At 73.7% G+C, this 16,673-nt stretch carries 17 protein-coding genes; 13 read left to right on the forward strand and 4 right to left on the reverse strand.

All coding sequences use genetic code 11. The annotated features are described in order from the left end of the window. The first annotated feature begins 200 nt into the window (after positions 1–200). The 4 genes from KJS59_RS08175 (at position 201) to KJS59_RS08190 (ending at position 4,050) form a co-directional block, all read left to right on the forward strand. Positions 201–707 (forward strand): DinB family protein, encoded by a 507-nt coding sequence (locus tag KJS59_RS08175; protein WP_213451722.1) that lies wholly within the window; start codon positions 201–203, stop codon positions 705–707. An 88-nt stretch (positions 708–795) separates the two neighbouring features. Beyond that, positions 796–2,145 carry a serine/threonine-protein kinase gene (locus tag KJS59_RS08180; protein ID WP_306345151.1) on the forward strand — a complete coding sequence of 450 codons (1,350 nt, stop codon included), beginning with the start codon at positions 796–798 and terminating at the stop codon, positions 2,143–2,145. 228 nt (positions 2,146–2,373) lie between these two features. Continuing rightward, positions 2,374–3,432, forward strand: coding sequence for a glutathione S-transferase family protein (locus KJS59_RS08185; protein WP_213451723.1), 1,059 nt, complete (start codon positions 2,374–2,376; stop codon positions 3,430–3,432). Positions 3,433–3,678: 246 nt separating this feature from the next. Next, a complete protein-coding gene (locus tag KJS59_RS08190; protein ID WP_213451724.1) occupies positions 3,679–4,050 on the forward strand; it encodes a DoxX family protein in 372 nt (123 codons plus the stop codon). Positions 4,051–4,091: 41 nt separating this feature from the next. Here the strand turns inward: KJS59_RS08190 and KJS59_RS08195 are convergent, their stop codons facing one another. Then, positions 4,092–4,688: an ATP-binding protein gene (locus KJS59_RS08195; protein ID WP_213451725.1), complete on the reverse strand. Its 597-nt coding sequence runs from the start codon at positions 4,686–4,688 to the stop codon at positions 4,092–4,094. 420 nt (positions 4,689–5,108) lie between these two features. Here KJS59_RS08195 and KJS59_RS08200 point away from each other — a divergent pair, with 420 nt between their 5' ends. Continuing rightward, a complete protein-coding gene (locus KJS59_RS08200; RefSeq protein ID WP_213451727.1) occupies positions 5,109–5,273 on the forward strand; it encodes a hypothetical protein in 165 nt (54 codons plus the stop codon). 40 nt (positions 5,274–5,313) lie between these two features. Here the strand turns inward: KJS59_RS08200 and KJS59_RS08205 are convergent, their stop codons facing one another. Together KJS59_RS08205 and treS are read right to left on the reverse strand one after the other, a co-directional pair. Further along, positions 5,314–6,669, reverse strand: coding sequence for a maltokinase N-terminal cap-like domain-containing protein (locus KJS59_RS08205; RefSeq protein ID WP_283775753.1), 1,356 nt, complete (start codon positions 6,667–6,669; stop codon positions 5,314–5,316). Further along, positions 6,666–8,426 carry a maltose alpha-D-glucosyltransferase gene (treS, locus tag KJS59_RS08210; protein ID WP_213451728.1) on the reverse strand — a complete coding sequence of 587 codons (1,761 nt, stop codon included), beginning with the start codon at positions 8,424–8,426 and terminating at the stop codon, positions 6,666–6,668. The genes KJS59_RS08205 and treS overlap by 4 nt, the downstream gene beginning before the upstream one ends. Before the next feature lie 167 nt (positions 8,427–8,593). Here treS and KJS59_RS08215 point away from each other — a divergent pair, with 167 nt between their 5' ends. The 8 genes from KJS59_RS08215 to KJS59_RS08250 all read left to right on the forward strand — a co-directional run bounded on the left by KJS59_RS08215 (position 8,594) and on the right by KJS59_RS08250 (position 16,175). Next, complete coding sequence (locus KJS59_RS08215; RefSeq protein ID WP_213451729.1) at positions 8,594–9,130, forward strand: hypothetical protein; 537 nt, start codon at positions 8,594–8,596, stop codon at positions 9,128–9,130. Positions 9,131–9,199: 69 nt separating this feature from the next. Continuing rightward, positions 9,200–10,126, forward strand: a complete 927-nt coding sequence (locus KJS59_RS08220; RefSeq protein WP_249713972.1) for an ABC transporter ATP-binding protein — start codon at positions 9,200–9,202, stop codon at positions 10,124–10,126. Next, positions 10,123–10,938 carry an ABC transporter permease gene (locus KJS59_RS08225; RefSeq protein WP_249713973.1) on the forward strand — a complete coding sequence of 272 codons (816 nt, stop codon included), beginning with the start codon at positions 10,123–10,125 and terminating at the stop codon, positions 10,936–10,938. Before KJS59_RS08220 ends, KJS59_RS08225 begins: the two co-directional genes overlap by 4 nt. Before the next feature lie 28 nt (positions 10,939–10,966). Beyond that, positions 10,967–12,160 carry a sensor histidine kinase gene (locus KJS59_RS08230; protein WP_213451731.1) on the forward strand — a complete coding sequence of 398 codons (1,194 nt, stop codon included), beginning with the start codon at positions 10,967–10,969 and terminating at the stop codon, positions 12,158–12,160. Beyond that, positions 12,157–12,774, forward strand: coding sequence for a response regulator transcription factor (locus tag KJS59_RS08235; RefSeq protein WP_213451732.1), 618 nt, complete (start codon positions 12,157–12,159; stop codon positions 12,772–12,774). The genes KJS59_RS08230 and KJS59_RS08235 overlap by 4 nt, the downstream gene beginning before the upstream one ends. Before the next feature lie 204 nt (positions 12,775–12,978). Further along, positions 12,979–13,938: a TIGR03557 family F420-dependent LLM class oxidoreductase gene (locus KJS59_RS08240; protein ID WP_213451733.1), complete on the forward strand. Its 960-nt coding sequence runs from the start codon at positions 12,979–12,981 to the stop codon at positions 13,936–13,938. Between the two features lie 70 nt (positions 13,939–14,008). Then, a complete protein-coding gene (locus KJS59_RS08245) occupies positions 14,009–15,550 on the forward strand; it encodes a DHA2 family efflux MFS transporter permease subunit (RefSeq protein ID WP_213451734.1) in 1,542 nt (513 codons plus the stop codon). A gap of 31 nt (positions 15,551–15,581) precedes the next feature. Beyond that, complete coding sequence (locus KJS59_RS08250; RefSeq protein ID WP_213451735.1) at positions 15,582–16,175, forward strand: acyl-CoA-like ligand-binding transcription factor; 594 nt, start codon at positions 15,582–15,584, stop codon at positions 16,173–16,175. Between the two features lie 117 nt (positions 16,176–16,292). Here the strand turns inward: KJS59_RS08250 and KJS59_RS08255 are convergent, their stop codons facing one another. After that, the gene (locus KJS59_RS08255) at positions 16,293–16,637 is read right to left on the reverse strand and encodes a histone-like nucleoid-structuring protein Lsr2 (protein ID WP_213451736.1); all 345 of its coding nucleotides are present in this window, start codon (positions 16,635–16,637) and stop codon (positions 16,293–16,295) included. Positions 16,638–16,673: the final 36 nt, after the last annotated feature.

Below are 16,673 nucleotides of genomic sequence, written 5' to 3' on the forward strand. Positions count from 1 at the left end.
GTCTTCCCTTCCGCTCCACGGCGCCGGCCCGTGGCGCGCACCAGCCCGGTCGTATCGGCTCGCGAATGCATTGACTCACGCCGGTATTCTCGCGCGTGCGTCGGCCCGAGCGCGTCGGCTCGCGTGCTCGCTTGCTCGCGTGTCGGGCGGCGCGAGGCGGCGTGGCGGAAGTGTCGGGGGGTGGGCCTAGGGTCCCAGCCATGAGCACACCACAGACGCTTACCGGCGAGCGCGCCGATCTGGTGCAGACGCTGGGCCGGCACCGTGGCTTCCTCCGGCACACCTGCCGGGATCTGACCGATGAGCAGGCCGCGCTGCGCACCACGGCCAGCGAGCTGTGCCTCGGCGGGCTGATCAAGCACGTGGCGGTCACCGAACGGCGGTGGATGCGCTTCGCGGTGGGCGGGGCGGAGGCGATGGCGGCCGAGCCGATCGACGACTGGGCCGGCAACTTCCGGATGGCCGCGGGCGAGACGCTGGCCGGCCTGCTCACGGGGTACGAGCAGGTGGCCCGGGAGACGGACGCCCTGGTCGCCACGCTGGACCTGAACACCGCGCATCCGCTGCCGCAAGCACCCTGGTTCGAGCCGGGCGCGAGCTGGTCGGTGCGGCGGGTGCTGCTGCACCTCATCGCCGAGACCTCGCAGCACGCCGGGCACGCCGACATCCTCCGTGAGTCGCTCGACGGAGCCAAGACCATGGGTTAGCGCCTTCCCCGCCGATCGGTGGCGTTTGTGGTGCCGCGCGGCCGGGTAGGGCTCACCGTCGAAGGCATGGACGGCGAACGGCGGGTTGATGGTGGCCGGTGGGGCCGGGCGGTCGATACGGACGCTGGGTGGGCGGTACCAGCTCGACCGGCGGATCGGCGTGGGCGGCATGTCCGAGGTGTGGCGCGCCCACGACCCGGTGCTGGACCGCCCCGTGGCGGTGAAGCTGATGACACCCGTCCACGCCGCCGACGCGGGCGGGGTGGACGCCTACGCGCTCATCCGGGCCGAGGCGCGGACCGTGGCGCGGCTGAGCCACCCGAACATCGCGGGCGTGCACGACTTCGGGACGGTGCCGGTCACGCCCGGCCGACCCGCGCCGTACATCGTGATGGAGCTGCTGGAGGGTCGCACGCTCGGCGCGCTGCTGACGGCCGGCCCGCTGGACTGGCGCATCGCGGTGCGCATCTGCGCGGAGGTGAGCGCGGCGCTGGCCGCGGCGCACGGCAACGGGATCGTGCACCGGGACGTGAAGCCCGCGAACGTCATGCTCACCGCGGCCGGGGTGAAGGTGCTCGACTTCGGCATCGCCGCGGTGCTCGACCGGGCCGACGACGAGCCGGACGGCAAGGTGGTCGGCACCCCCGCGTTCGTGCCGCCGGAGCGGTTCGCCGGCGCGCCGGCCACGCCCGCCACCGACACGTACGCGCTCGGCGTCATGCTGTACCTGTCGCTGACGGGCTGCCTGCCGTGGCCCGTACCGGGTGGTGAGGCCGTGGCCCAGCCCCGCCCCGACCCGGACCCGGTGCCGCTGCGAACCGTGCCGGACCTGCCGCCCACCGTGGTGGACCTGTGCCTGCGCTGCCTGAGCCGCGACCCGGCCGACCGGCCGACCAGCTACCTGGCCGCGCTGCTGCTCGCCGACGAGGTGGACGCGCAGGTGTACGTGCCGATCGCGGCGGCCGTCCGCCCGCTGTCCGGCTCGCCCGCCATGATGCCGGCCTGGGACGAGCGCGCCGCCAGCGCCCCCACCGGTCTCCTCCTCGCCAACCCCTCCGACGAGCCGCCGGACGCGCGGCCCGGGGCGGGCGCGGAGGGGTCGGCGGGCGTGGGTGTGGGGGCGCGGCCGGGGGTGGGCGCGGAGGGGTCGGCGGACGTGATTGTGGGAGCGCGGCTCGGGGTGGCTGCGGAACGGCCGCCGGGGGTGGTTGTGGAGGCGCGGCCCGAGGCGGGCGCGGAAGGGTTGGCGGACATGGTCCTTGAGGTGCGGCCCGAGGTGGGTGCGGAGTCGCGGGCCGGCCTGGGTGCCGGGGTGCGGGCTGAGGCCGCTGCGGAACCGTTGGCCAGGCCGGGTTCGGAGGCGCGGGTCGAGGTGGGCGTGGGGGCGGCCCCGGCGGCCGAAGCGGGTGGCGGAGGAGGGCAGCCCGGCCGCCGATGAGTCCGCCGGCCACCCCCGGTGCCCGGCCCGCTGTTCCGGGCCCGCTGTTCCGGCCCGCTGTTCCGGTCAAGCTCGTAGATCTTGGTACGGATCAGCCGCTTCCCGGGCGTTTTTGGACCAAGATCTCGAATCGGTGGGGGCGCCAGGCACGCGGTGGATCGGGCGGGTGGTCGAGGGCGGCCGATATCTTCGGGGTCGTGGCGGTCAAGCCGCGCTGACCGGGGCGGCATGGGTAAGGATGGGGCCATGGCAGAGACCCAGACCGACGAGCAGGCCGGCGCGTACGTCAACCCCGAGGGCGAGTTCACGCGGGATCAGCGGTACATCGCCACGAGGATCACCGCCGACGGGCGGACCGGGTACCCGGTGGAGGCCGGCCGGTACCGGTTGATCGTCAGCCGGGCGTGCCCCTGGGCGAACCGGGCGATCATCGTGCGCCGCCTGCTCGGCCTGGAAGAGGCGCTGTCGATGGGCGTCGCGGGCCCCACCCACGATGCCCGGAGCTGGACGTTCGACCTGGACCCGGGCGGGCGGGACCCGGTGCTGGGCTACGAGCGGCTCCAGGAGGCGTACTTCGCCCGGTTCCCCGGGTACGACCGGGGCATCACGGTGCCGGCCATTGTGGACACCAGCACGGGTCAGGTCGTCACCAACGACTACGCGCGGATCACGTTGGACCTGGAGTCCGAGTGGCGGGCGTACCACCGCCCCGGCGCGCCGGAGCTGTATCCGGAGCACCTGCGGGAGGAGATCGAACGGGTCAACGAGGTGGTGTTCAGCGACGTCAACAACGGTGTGTACCGGTGCGGCTTCGCCGGCACGCAGGAGGCGTACGAGAACGCGTACCGGCGGCTGTTCGACCGGCTGGACTGGCTGACCGAGCGGCTCGCGGGGCAGCGGTACCTGGTCGGCGACACCATCACCGAGGCGGACGTGCGACTGTTCACCACGCTGGTCCGATTCGACCCCGTCTACCATGGACACTTCAAGTGCAATCGGCGCAAGCTGACCGAGATGCCGGTACTGTGGGCGTACGCGCGGGACCTGTTCGCCACCCCCGGCTTCGGCGACACGGTGGACTTCGTGCACATCAAGCGGCACTACTACGAGGTGCACCGGGACATCAACCCGACGGGCATCGTCCCGGCCGGGCCGGATCTGTCGAACTGGCTGGAGCCGCACGGCCGGGAGGCACTCGGCGGCCGACCGTTCGGGGACGGTACCCCGCCGCCCCCGCCCCGGCCGGACGAGGTGGTCCCGGCCGGCCATACGCCACTGCCGAGCTAACCAACGGCGCCGCGCTCTGGCCGCGGGCCGCGCCGGGACACCATAAGCGCGCCGATCACCGCATCCATCTGGTCGCCGGCACCGGCACCGCAGAGGCGCCACCACCACCGCGCGGTCGCAACCGTCGGGCCGCCGCCGCCACCACCGCCGGCGCCGGCGCTAGGCGCAGTGGTGGTGGCGGTCGGCGTCACACCTCCCGGCGTGCGCCGGCCGTCACATCGGGCCGGCGCATCCCGTCCACGGGGTATGAACATTCTGCTGTGGGTCCTGCAGGGCGCTCTTGCCGCCGTCTTCCTCTGGTCCGGCGCGAACAAGATCAGTCTGAGCCGGGAGCGGCTCATCGCGTCCGGCCAGACCGGCATCGCCGTGTACCCGATGCCGGTGGTCCGCTTCGCCGCCGCCTGCGAGTTGCTCGCCGCGGCCGGCCTCGTGCTGCCGTGGGCGACCGGCGTCGGTCGGGTCCTGACGCCGCTGGCCGCGCTCGGGCTGTGCGCCGTGATGGTCGGCGCCGCCGCTGCGCACGTCCGGCTGCGCGAGCCCTGGTCGGTGGCCGCCAACGCGGTGATCTTCGCCGTCGCGCTCGCGGTGGCGGTGGCGCGGCTGGCCGAGCTCGGTTAGGCGATGACGCTTGGCGAGCCGCCGCCGGCCGGAACGGCGCCTCAGTGGGGGAGGGGCGCGACGATGCGGACCCGCGTGCCCTCCGGACCGCTGTGGATCTCGCAGCGGGTGCTGAGCTGCCGGACCAGCCACAGGCCCAGGCCACCGGCGGTGGTGGCCGCGGGCCGGGCGGTGCGGTCCGTGTAGTCGCCGGCGTCGAAGCCGGGGCCGGAGTCGCAGACCTCGCAGATCAGCTCGGGTGCCGTCGCGACGGCACCGCCGCCCACCTCCCCGCTCGGCGTCTCACCGAGAGCCGCGCCGTGCCCCTCGCCCGCCTCCCCGCTGGGTGCGGCGCCGAACGTGGGCTCACCGCCCGCCTCCCCGCTGGGCCCGGCGCTGAACGTCGCGCTGGGCTCTTCGCTGGGGGCTTCGGTGGGGCGGGCGTGCCACAGGCGCAGGGTTCCGCTGCCGCCGCCGTGTCGGACGAGGTTGGTCAGCGCCTCGTTCACCGCCGCCACGAAGTCTTCCCGGCTCTCCTCGGCCAGGCCCGCCGTGGCCGCGTACCGGCTGATCCGGCCGCGGATAGCGGCGAGCTGCCCGGGGGTGAACGCCCCGGCGATCAGTACCCGCTCCCCGGGGCCGCCGCCCGAGCCGGTCATCGGCAGCGCTCCCTTCGCCATCTTCGCCGTGAGGCTTAGGTGCCCGCTTCCGCTGCGGTAAATCCCCCCGATCGGGTCGGCGCAGCATGTGCGGACGGACCGTCAGGTGCCCCGGCACGCCTCGACACGGACGAGGGATACGGCGGTGCTGGTGTAGAGGCGGGCGGGGTGCGTGAACGGCTCCTGCACGCCTCAGCTCCCGCAGAGATCTACCACCAACACCCCCTCCCGCCGGGCAACCCGTCGACGATAATCGCGCAGGTCACTGCTTGCCGGGCACGGGTTCGACGGCGACCGTGACACGGGGACGATGACGGGCCGGGGTGCTGGCCCCGGCGTCCCATGACGGCTAGGTTGTGTGGCGCCCACCACCAACTGTCCGGAGGGTTACCGTGAGCGGACGCCGAGGGTATCGGCACGGTGGTCGCCGCCGATCAGATCGCCGCCGATCGTCGCGTGGCGATGGTGGTCGACCGCCCGTCCTCCGAGGTCGCCGACCAGTTGCGCCGCGCCGGGCTGCCCCGCCGGCACATCCGCGCCCGCGGGCGCTGGTCAAACAGCCACTTCATCCTCTGGCTGGTCTGACCTCGGCCCACGGCCGCCCGCGCCGCGAGCCGGCGCGGGATCAGTCCGCGAGGATGCGGTCGATCGCGCGCAGCGGGATCGGCAGCCAGGTCGGCCGGTGGCGGGCCTCGTACGCGACCTCGTACACCGCCTTGTCCAGTTCGTACGCGCTGAGCAGGGCGGCCTGGGCGCGCGGGTCGAAGCCGGCGACGTCGGCGTAGCCGTCGCAGAACGCGTCGCGGTTGCGGTCCACCCATTCGCGTGCCCGCCGCCCGGCTTCCTCCTCGGCCTGCTCGTCCACCAGCAGCTCGTCCACCAGCAACTGGTAGGCCGCGTACTCGTACGAGCGCAGCATGCCGGCCACGTCGCGCAGTGCCGAATCGGGGCGGCGGCGTTCCGCCAGCGGCTGCCCCGGCTCGCCCTCGAAGTCGATCAGCAGCCAGGTCGACGGGGTGCGCAGCACCTGGCCCAGGTGCAGGTCGCCGTGGATCCGTTGGACCGGCACCGGGGCGTCGCCCAGCACCCGGAACCGCTGCTCGATCGCCGGCCGGTACGGCCGCAGCTGCGGGACCGAGCCGGCCGCCTCGGCCAGCCGGGCCAGCATCGCCGCGGTGGGTGGCGGCGCCTCGCCGGTACCCAGTTCGTCGGCGAGCGCCCGGTGCACCACGGCGACCGCCTCGCCCAGCCGGAACGACTCGGCGGCGAAGTCGCCGCCGGCCTCCTCGGCGTGCATCTCGCCGCCGCCGGTGAGCAGGTCCCGCACGCTGGTGGTGGCCATCGCGGCGCCCTCGGCGGAGTTCGCCGCGAACGCGGTCACCATGGCCAGCGAGCACGGCTCGCCGTCGGGCGCCGTCTCGATCGCGCCGAGCAGCCGGGCCACGTGCGGCACGCCGGCCCGGCCGAGCACCCGGTTCAGCTCGACATCCGGGTTGACGCCGTTGCTGACCCGGCGGAAGACCTTGAGGATCGCGGCCGAGTCGAACACCACGCTGGTGTTGCTCTGCTCCACCTCGGAGACCCGCGCCGGGGTGTCCACCGGCAGGTCGGCGTCCGGCTCCGGCACGAAGCGCAGCTCGCCGACCGTGGCGCCGGCCGCGACGAGGGCCAGGATCCGGTTCGCGATGGCCGGGTCGTACAGCGCGTCGTAGCCGACGCGGTCGCCGTCCGAGCCGATCGTCGCGGCCGCCGCGAACTCCTCCGGCGGGTGCGCGTCCAAACCCACGAAGACCTGGTACCGCTCGCTGCCGCGGTCGGCGTAGGCCGCGTCGAGCAGCACGTGGTACAGGCCCTCGGCGATCGGGGTCACCGAGGCCGGCTTGACCGTTACCAGCTCCCGGTTGCGTCCCGCGTACCACCGCCGCTTCGGCAACCAGTCGGCGAACGACAGGTTCATCGGGTTCTCCTCCTGCCGCGTCACTGCTCTTCCTGCGGGCACAGTTGGAACCAGTAGAAGCCGTGCCCCGGCACGGTGAGCAGGTAGGGAAGCTGGCCGATGCGGGGGAACGACACGTGCCCGGTCAGCTCCACCGGCGCGTACCCGGCCCACGGTTGCAGGTTCAGCTCGATGGGCTGGGGAAAGCGGGACAGGTTGTGCACGCACATGACGATGTCGTTCCCGTGCTCGCGCAGGAACGCCAGCACGGACGGGTTGGAGCCGCCCAGCTCGCGGAACGTGCCCAGCGCGAACGACTCGTGCCGGCGGCGGATCGCCACCATCGTGCGGGTCCAGTTGAGCACCGAGGTGGCGCTGTCCCGCTGCGCCTCCACGTTCACCGACATGTACCCGTACACCGGGTCCTGGTTGACCGGCAGGTACAGCCGGCCCGGGGTGGCCGAGGAGAAGCCGGCGTTGCGGTCCGGCGACCACTGCATCGGCGTGCGCACGCCGTCCCGGTCGCCGAGCCAGATGTTGTCCCCCATGCCGACTTCGTCGCCGTAGTACAGGACCGGGGAGCCGGGCAGCGACAGCAGCAGCGCGGTGAACAACTCGATCTGGTTGCGGTCGTTCTCCAGCAGCGGCGCCAGCCGGCGGCGGATGCCGACGTTCGCGCGCATCCGCGGGTCCTTGGCGTACTCCGCGTACATGTAGTCGCGCTCGTCGTCGGTGACCATCTCCAGCGTCAACTCGTCGTGGTTGCGCAGGAAGATGCCCCACTGGCAGTTCTGCGGGATGGCCGGGGTCTGGGCCAGGATCTCCGAGATCGGGAACCGGGACTCCCGGCGTACCGCCATGAAGATGCGCGGCATCAGCGGGAAGTGGAACGCCATGTGGCACTCGTCGCCGCCGCCGGCCGGGTCGCCGAAGTACTCCACCACGTCCGCCGGCCACTGGTTCGCCTCGGCCAGCAGCACCCGGCCCGGGTACTCGTCGTCGACCACCTTGCGGCAGCGCTTGAGGAACTCGTGGGTCTCCGGCAGGTTCTCGCAGTTGGTCCCCTCCTTCTCGAACAGGTAGGGGACCGCGTCCAGCCGGAAGCCGTCGATGCCCAGTTCCAGCCAGAACCGGATGACGTTGAGGACCTCCTCCTGCACGGCCTGGTTGGCGAAGTTCAGGTCCGGCTGGTGGGAGAAGAACCGGTGCCAGTAGAACTGCCGGCGCAGCGGGTCGAAGGTCCAGTTGGATTCCTCGGTGTCGACGAAGATGACCCGCGCGTCGGCGTACCTCTCGTCGGTGTCGCTCCAGACGTAGTAGTCGCCGTAGGGGCCGTCGGGGTCGCGCCGGGACTCCTGGAACCACGGGTGCGCGTCGGCGGTGTGGTTGATGACCAGGTCGGTGATGACGCGGATGCCGCGCTTGTGCGCGGCGTCCAGCAGCGCGACGAAGTCGTCGACGGTGCCGAAGTCCGGCAGGACCCGGTAGAAGTCGCGGATGTCGTAGCCGCCGTCGCGCAGCGGCGAGTCGTAGAACGGGGGCAGCCACAGGCAGTCCACGCCGAGCCACTGGAGGTAGTCGAGCCGGCCGATGAGCCCCTTGAGGTCACCGGATCCGTCGGCGTTCGAGTCGCAGAACGCCCGGACCAGCACCTCGTAGAAGACCGCCCGCTGGAACCAGTTGCGGTCGGTCGGCAGGATCCGGGCGGTGCCGAAGTCGCTCGCCGAGGGGTGTTCGACCACCCCGTCGGCGGCGACGTGGCTGCCGTGAGCCGGATCGTGTAGCTCGTCCGCTGCCCCCATGAGCCCCCCACGTTGCCGGGCCGTTTCACCACCTCTGCCCCCGCGCTCCCGGTCTCTACCCCCATGGGTGGCGGTTGAATCGGCTTCGCGGGATGTTGGGGGCGCGCGGTGGGGGTGGGGCGGCGGGGTGTCGCAGCGGCGGGAGTGTCAGATGGGCCGCTTTCGGCGTGGACCTGCACCTCGAGGTGGACTCCGACCAGGGTCGCCGGGCCGGGCTGGAGCGCGCCCTGCGCGGCTCCATCCGCGCCGGCCGGCTCGCCCTGGCCGGGTACCTGGGCCGCGCCCGGGGTGTGCTCGCCACCCCGGACCGGATCGTCATCACCTCCGGCTACGTGCAGGCGCTCGCGCTGCTCGTCGGGGTGCTTGCCGAGGCCGCGCCGGGCGAGGCCGTGGTCGCGATGGAGGATCCGGGGCTGGCGTTTCACCGGGAGGTGGTGCGGCGCCACGGCGGGCGGGTTGCCGCTACCGGTGGACGACCGCGGTGCCCGGCTACGGCACCCCGCCGGACGGTGGCTATCCCGCGGCGCTGGACGCGCTCGCCGGCACGCTCCGCGCGGTCAGCCGCTAAGCGGCCGGCAGCCGTCCCGCCGGCCGTAGCCGCGCCCGCCGCCGTAGCGGCCTGCCGGCCGTTGCCGCCCGCCGGGCAGCCGTTCCGGAGGGCCAGCTCCGGCAGCGGTTCCCCGAGCCAGCCCCGCGCGCCCTGACATTTGTCATGGTCAGGTCGTGACGCCCGGCCTGCCGCGGCGGCCCCCACGGGCCGGACAGTGATGTCCATGCCAGTAACCACGACCACCGGCACCGCGACGGCCGTCGAGCTGACCGGGCTGACCAAGACATTCGGGCCGGTGACCGCCGTGCGCGGGCTGAGCCTGCGGATCGAGCCGGGTGAGGTGGTGGCCTTCCTCGGCCCCAACGGCGCCGGCAAGACCACGACGATCGACATGATGCTGGGCCTGGCCCGCCCCACCGCGGGCACCGTGCGTGTCTACGGCCGGACCCCGGCGGAGGCCATAGCGGAGGGGCGGGTCGCCGCGGTCATGCAGTCCGGCGGGCTGCTGAGGGACCTCACGGTCGCCGAGACGGTGCGGATGACCGCCTCGTTCTTCGCGCGCACCCGGCCGGTCGCCGAGGTACTGGAGCGGGCCGGCATCGCCGGCATCGCCGACCGCCGGGTCGGCAAGTGCTCGGGCGGCCAGCAGCAGCGGCTCCGGTTCGCCATGGCGCTGCTGCCCGACCCGGACCTGATGGTCCTGGACGAGCCGACCACGGGGATGGACGTCGAGGGGCGGCGCGAGTTCTGGTCCGCCATCCGCGCCGACGCCCGGGCCGGCCGGACCGTCCTGTTCGCCACCCACTACCTGGAGGAGGCCGACGCGTACGCGGACCGGATCGTGCTGATCCGCCGCGGCGAGGTGGTGGCCGACGGCACCGCGGCCCAGGTGAAGGCGCTGGCCGCGGGCCGGGTGGTGCGGGCCACGCTGCCCGGCGCCGACGAGGTGGCCCTCGCCGCGCTGCCGGGCGTCGACTCGGCCGAGGTGCGCGGCGACACGGTGCTGCTGCACGCCACCGACTCCGACCGGGTGGCCCGCCACCTGCTGACCCGCACGCCCGCCCGGGACCTGGAGATCACCTCCCGGAACCTGGAGGACGCCTTCATTGCCCTCACCGCCGACGATGACGCCCCGGAGGCCGTTCGATGACCGCCAAGACGATGGATGCCAAGACGACGGATGCGGCGGCCGCCGCGGTGACCCCGACCCGACGCCCCGCGCTGGGCGGCTTCTCCGCCACGTTCCTGGTCATGGAGATCCGGCGGATGCTGCGCAACCGGCGCACGCTCGTCTTCGTCCTGGTCATGCCGCCGCTGTTCTTCCTGCTGTTCGGGGGCGCGAACCGGGGTCAGCACCTCGACAACGGCACGCGGGTCAACGCGTACATCATGATCAGCCTCGCGGTGTACGGCGCGATGGTGGCGACCACCAGCGGCGGCGCGATGGTCGCCGTGGAGCGGGCGCAGGGGTGGAGCCGGCAGTTGCGGCTGACCCCGCTGCACCCGGCCGCGTACGTGGCCACCAAGGTGCTCACCGCGATGGCGCTGGGCCTGCTCGCCGTCGTCATCCAGTTCACCGTCGGCGCCGTCAGCGACGTGCGCATGCCGGCGCACGTCTGGCTCTTCGCGGGGCTCGCCGCCTGGCTCGGCTCGCTGGTGTTCGCCGCGTTCGGCCTGTTCGTCGGGTACCTGGCGCCGGCCGAGAACGTCATGCAGTTCCTCGGGCCGATCCTGGCGATCCTGGCCCTGTTCGGCGGCCTGTTCGTCCCGCTGGAGGTGCTGCCGCACGTCATGCAGCAGATCGCCAAGTTCACCCCGGTGTACGGGGTGGGCCAGATCGCCCGCAGCTGGCTGATCGGGGAGAGCGTCAGCGGCGCCGCGGTCGCCAACGTGGTGCTGTGGACCGCCGGCTTCGGTTTCGGCGCGGCGCGCCTGTTCCGGCGCGACACCGCACGGGTCTGACCGGCCGCGGCGGGTAGGTTTGAGGGTCGTGAACGCAGCCACCGAGCCGGTCCGGGAGCCGTGCCAGGCCGGCGGGAAGCCGACCGATCCCCGGCCCGGCACCCGGCGGCTGGGCTGGCTCTTCGGCGGAATCTGGCTGTTCTACCTGGGCGAGCCGCTGCACGCCGCGCTCCGCGCGCCCAACCCCGGATACCGGTTCCTCGCGGTGGGCGCACTGGCGGCCTTCGCCGTCTGGTACGTGCTGCTGTTCGTCCGGCTGCGGATCGGCGTCCGGCACACCCCGGTGGGCCGGCGCCGCGCGTTGGTGTCGCTGGTGGTCCTGCTCGGGCTGGGGTTGCTCACCATACCGGCGGTCGGTGCGGACTGGATGGTCACGCTCGTCTACGTGTGCGCGGCGGGGATGTTCCTGCTCCCGCCGCGGCAGGGCGTCCCGGTGGCGGTGGGTGCCGCGGCGCTGACCCAGATCCTGCCCGCCGTGGTGCCCGACTGGCCCACCGAGAACGCGCTGACCTTCGCGATCGGGCTGGCCAGCCTCGCCACCTTCGGCTTCGGCCGGGTCGCCGAGCGGACCATGCGGCTGCTGGCCGCGCAGGAGGAGATCGCCCGGCTGGCGGTGGCCGAGGAGCGCGACCGGGCCGCCCGGGACCTGCACGACATCCTCGGCCATTCGCTGACCGTCATCGCGGTCAAGGCGGAACTGGCCGGCCGCCTGCTCCCGCTGGACACCGGGCGCGCCGCCGCCGAGGTGGCGGACCTGGAGCGGCTGGCCCGCGAGGCGCTGGCCGACATCCGGCACACCGTGCAGGCGTACCGGGAGGTCACGCTCGTCACCGAACTGGCCAGCGCCCGTTCCGCGCTGGCCGCCGCGGGTGTCGCCGCCGACCTGCCGGAGCGGGTCGAGGGGCTGCCGCCGGAGCGCAGCGAGCTGTTCGGCTGGGCGGTGCGCGAGGGGGTCACCAATGTGGTCCGGCACAGCGGCGCCCGTACCTGCACGATCCGGGTCGGCCCGGACTTCGTCGAGATCACCGACGATGGCCGGGGCCCCGGTCCGGGTGGGGAACTGGCGACCGGTGCGGCGCCGAACGGGGAGCGGGGTGCCGGTGGGCACGGACTGCGCGGGCTGCGCGAGCGGGCGCAACGGGCCGGCGCCCAACTGTCCGTCGGCCGGGCCGGCCGGCGCGGCTTCCGGCTTCGGGTCAGCCTCTCCGGCGGTACGGCGTGAGCGGGTCACCCATCCGGCTGCTGCTCGCCGACGACCAGGCCCTGGTGCGCGGCGCCCTGGCGGCGCTGCTGTCCCTGGAGCCGGATCTGGAGGTGGTCGCCGAGGTCGGCCGGGGCGACGAGGTGCTCGAGGCCGCCCGGCGCAGCCGCCCGGACGTGGTCCTGCTCGACGTGGAGATGCCCGGCCAGGACGGCATCGAGGTGGCCGGCCTGCTGCATCACGAGCTACCGGCGTGCCGGGTGCTGGTGGTCACCACGTTCGGGCGCCCCGGCTACCTGCGCCGGGCGATGGAGGCGGGCGCCGGCGGCTTCATCGTCAAGGACACCCCGGCCCGCCAGCTCGCCGAGGCGGTCCGCCGGGTGCACGCCGGGCTGCGCGTGGTCGACCCCACGTTGGCGGCCGAGACGCTGGTCAGCGGCCGTAGCCCGCTCACCTCCCGGGAGACGGACGTGCTGCGCGCGGCCCGGGACGGCGGCACGGTGGCGGACCTGGCCACCGCGTTGAGCCTCTCCGAGGGGACGGTGCGCAACCACCTCTCCGCCGCCATCGGCAAGACCGGTGCCCGCACCCGCGCGGAGGCCGTGCGCCTGGCCGTGGAGAACGGCTGGCTCTGATCAGCGGGCGGCCGGCGCGGTACGGCGGTCGGTCGTCCTTCCCACCCACCTGATCGTCCGGGAGTCCATGGGGCCGCCGCCTGAGACCCGCCCGGGTCGAGGGCGCCGCCCACCGCAGCGTTGACGCCGTTTGACGGCCGCCCGACCGCCGGTTTGCGGCCCCCGGGCGGGGGAACGCCACGGTGACGGGGAGGAGGGCGAGCCGTGCAGATCGGATACAAGCTCGCGGCGGAGGCGTTCGGGCCGGCGGAGCTGATCCGGCAGGCGGTGCGGGCCGAGGCGGCCGGCTTCGACTTCGTGGAGATCAGCGACCACTACCACCCGTGGCTGGACGTGCAGGGCCACGCGCCGTTCGCCTGGACGGTCCTGGGCGCCATCGCGGCGCGGACCCAGCGGATCGGGCTGGCCACCGGCGTCACCTGCCCGAGCGTCCGGTACCACCCGGCGATCATCGCGCAGGCGGCGGCGACCCTGGCGCTGGTCTCGGACGGGCGGTTCACCCTCGGCGTCGGGGCGGGGGAGCGGCTCAACGAACACGTGGTCGGCGAGGGCTTCCCGAGCGTGCGGGGCCGGCACGAGCGGCTGCGCGAGGCCCTGGAGATCATCCGGCTGCTGTGGCGCGGCGGGTACCGGTCGTACGAGGGCAGGCACCTGCGGGTGGCGGACGCCCGGGTGTTCGACCTGCCCGAGACCCCGCCGGTGATCGCCGTGGCGGCCAGCGGTGCGCGGTCCGCCCGGATCGCCGCGGAACTGGGCGACGGGCTGTTCGCCACCGAGCCCAGGAAGGACATCGTCGACGGCTACCGCCGGTACGGCGGGACGGGGCCGCGGTACGCGGAGGCGATGCTGGCCTGGGCCCGGGACGAACAGCAGGCCGTCGAGGCCGTGCTGGAGAAGAGCCGCTGGGCGCTGACCGGCTGGAAGGTGATGAGCGAGCTGCCCAACCCGGTGAACTTCGCCGCGGCGAGTCAGTTCGTGGACGCTGGCGACGTGCGGTCGCGGTGGCCGGTGGGCCCGGACCCCGAGCCGCACCTGCGGGCGGTGCGGGCGTACGTGGACGCGGGCTTCGACCGGATCGTGCTGATGAACACGGGCCCCGACCCGGATGGGTTCCTCGACTTCTTCGCCCGGGACTTCCAGTCCCGCGTGCGGGCGCTCGGGTAGCCGGTTGACAGCTACTACCTTCTGGGAGTTACTCTCATTTTAGAGAGAATCCCAGAAGGAGGTGACTGTCATGCTTGGCGCGCGACGGTGGTGGGCGCTGGCCGCCCTGATGCTCGGCATGCTCACGATCGGGTTCGACGTCACGATCCTCAACGTCGCCCTGCCCACCCTGGCCACCGCGCTGCACACCGGCACCGACGGGCTGCAGTGGCTGGTCAACGCGTACACCCTGGTCTTCGCCGGGCTGCTGCTGCCGCTCGGCGCGCTGGGCGACCGGTACGGGCGCAAGCGACTGATGCTGCTCGGCCTGCTGCTGTTCGGCGGCGCCTCGGTCGTGGCCACCTACGCCGGCTCGGTGGACGCCCTGATCGCCGCCCGCGCGGTGATGGGCGCCGGCGCCGCGGTCATCACGCCGGTGAGCCTGGCGCTGTTGCCGGCGCTGTTCCCGCCGGCCGAGCGCCCCAAGGCCATCGCGTTCGCCATGATCGGCATGGGCGCGGGCGTCCCGCTCGGCCCGATCGTCGGCGGGTACCTGTTGGGCCACTTCTGGTGGGGCTCGGTGTTCCTGGTCAACGTGCCGGTGGCGCTGGTCGGCCTGATCGCCGTCGCGTTCCTGGTCCCCGAGTCGCGGGATCCCGCCCCGCCCCGCCCGGACGCCCTCGGCGGGCTACTGTCCACGGCCGGGCTCGTCGCCGGGGTGTACGGGGTGATCGAGGCGCCCCGCCGCGGCTGGGCCGACAGTGTGGTCGTCGCCGCCATCGCGGCCGGCGTGATGCTGCTGCTCGGCTTCGTCGCCTGGGAACGGCGGGCCGCCGAGCCGATGATCGATCTGGCGCTGTTCGCCCGGCCCCGGTTCCTGTGGGGCACCGTCGCCGCCACGATCGCCTCGTTCGCGCTGTTCGGCCTGCTGTTCGTCGTCCCGCAGTACCTGCAGGCGGTGCGCGGCCACGACGCCCTGGGCACCGGCGTGCGGTTGCTGCCGACGATGGCCGGGCTGATCCTCGGCGCCCGCACCAGCGAGTGGATCGGTGCCCGCTTCGGCGCCAGGGCGCCGGTCGCCGCCGGCCTGGCGCTGATCGGCGGTGGCCTGCTCGCGGGCGCGGCCACCGGCGTGGGCACCGGCTACGGCGGGATCGCCGCCTGGCTGGCCGTGGTCGGCGCGGGTACCGGCCTGACGCTGGCGCCCGCCATGGACGCGGTGCTCGGCGAGCTACCACCGGGCCGGACCGGCGCCGGCAGCGCGCTGACCCAGGTCTTCCGCCAGGTCGGCGGGGCGCTCGGGGTCGCCCTGCTGGGCAGCCTGCTGGCCGCCCGGTACACCGGCCGGATCGACACCGCCGGCCTGCCGGCGCCCGCCGCGGACGCCGCGCGGGACAGCGTGGCCGGTGCGGTGGCGGTCGCCGGTCGGCTCGGGGACGCGGCCCTGATGTCCAGCGCCCAGCGGTCCTACACCAACGCCATGGACCTGGTGCTCGCCGTCTGCGCCGGGGTCGCCGTCGCCGGCGCGGTACTGGTCGCCGTGCTGCTGCCGGCACGCCCGACCCGCGCTCCCGAGGCACCGGCCGGCGGCAGGCCGGATGACGCGCCTGGCGAGTTGCTGGCCACCGGGTGAACGCGCCGGGCCGCTGGGGAACAATCGGCTGATGAACGCACCGGGTCTGCGCGAGCGCAAGAAGCAGAAGACGCGCTGGTCGATACAGGAGCACGCGCTGCGGCTGTTCGCCGAGCAGGGGTACGAGGCGACCACGGTGGAGCAGATCGCCGCCGCCGCCGAGGTCTCGCCCAGCACGTTCTTCCGCTACTTCCCGAGCAAGGAGGACGTGGTCGTCCAGGACGAGTACGACCCGGTGCTGGCGGCGGCGCTGGCGGCGGCGCCGCCCGGGTTGGGTGCCCTGGCCACACTGCGGCACGCGGTGCTGGCCGGCTTTCAGTCGTTTCCCCCGGGGGCCCTGGAAAAGGTGGTGGAGCGCGGCCGGTTGGCCCTGTCCGTGCCCGCCCTGCGGGCCCGGACCGTGGACAACATGGCCACCACCGTGGACCTGATCGCCGCGCCACTGGCCCGCCGGGCCGGGCGCCCGCCGGACGACCCCGCCTACCGGGTACTGGCCGGCGCCTGCCTCGGCGCGATGACCGTGGCCATCTTCGAATGGCTCGGCGAGGCGCCCAAGGGTGCCGGACCGGGTGAGCGGATCGACGCCGCCCTGGCCGCCGTCGAAGCCGGATTCAGCGGAATGTAGCCCTTCCGGTGGCGGCCCGTTACGCCCCGGGCTGCCGAATCACCGGGCCCCGGTTACCCATTACGGGTGACCCGGGGCCCGGTGAATTGCGCCCTGGGGCGCCGCCATTTCCGCCGCTCAGCGGTGCGCCGCCTCGTACGCCTGCACCACGGCGGTGGGAATGCGGCCCCGCTCGGAGACCTCGTAGCCCTTCTTGACGGCCCACTGCCGGATCGCCGCGTTCTGCTCGCGGTCCGAGCGCGCCGGCACGCCGCGCCGCGCCGCGGCTCTACCGGCACCGCCGACCCGGCCTGTCCGGGTTCCCGCGTTGATGTACGGGTCCAGCGCCTTGCGCAGCTTTCCCGCGTTCATCTCGCTCAGGTCGATCGTGTAAGCGACGCCGTCGAGCGCGAACTCGATGGTCCGGTCCGCCGGCTTGCCGTCGAGATCGTCGATCAGCGCGGTGATTACCTGCCGAGCCATTGTGTCCCCCTGAATATCGGTTAGTAGTCACCGGCA

The organism is Rhizomonospora bruguierae (assembly GCF_018397995.1).
GTDB lineage: Bacteria > Actinomycetota > Actinomycetes > Mycobacteriales > Micromonosporaceae > Rhizomonospora > Rhizomonospora bruguierae.

Bases quoted from the DNA above. Each gene is read 5' to 3' on its own strand.
- treS (WP_213451728.1), bottom strand. From the start codon at position 8,426: ATGGGGGCAGCGGACGAGCTACACGATCCGGCTCACGGCAGCCACGTC.
- KJS59_RS08190 (WP_213451724.1), top strand. From the start codon at position 3,679: ATGAACATTCTGCTGTGGGTCCTGCAGGGCGCTCTTGCCGCCGTCTTC.
- KJS59_RS08185 (WP_213451723.1), top strand. From the start codon at position 2,374: ATGGGTAAGGATGGGGCCATGGCAGAGACCCAGACCGACGAGCAGGCC.
- KJS59_RS08175 (WP_213451722.1), top strand. From the start codon at position 201: ATGAGCACACCACAGACGCTTACCGGCGAGCGCGCCGATCTGGTGCAG.
- KJS59_RS08220 (WP_249713972.1), top strand. From the start codon at position 9,200: ATGCCAGTAACCACGACCACCGGCACCGCGACGGCCGTCGAGCTGACC.
- KJS59_RS08250 (WP_213451735.1), top strand. From the start codon at position 15,582: ATGAACGCACCGGGTCTGCGCGAGCGCAAGAAGCAGAAGACGCGCTGG.
- KJS59_RS08180 (WP_306345151.1), top strand. From the start codon at position 796: ATGGTGGCCGGTGGGGCCGGGCGGTCGATACGGACGCTGGGTGGGCGG.
- KJS59_RS08255 (WP_213451736.1), bottom strand. From the start codon at position 16,637: ATGGCTCGGCAGGTAATCACCGCGCTGATCGACGATCTCGACGGCAAG.
- KJS59_RS08245 (WP_213451734.1), top strand. From the start codon at position 14,009: ATGCTTGGCGCGCGACGGTGGTGGGCGCTGGCCGCCCTGATGCTCGGC.
- KJS59_RS08225 (WP_249713973.1), top strand. From the start codon at position 10,123: ATGACCGCCAAGACGATGGATGCCAAGACGACGGATGCGGCGGCCGCC.
- KJS59_RS08195 (WP_213451725.1), bottom strand. From the start codon at position 4,688: ATGACCGGCTCGGGCGGCGGCCCCGGGGAGCGGGTACTGATCGCCGGG.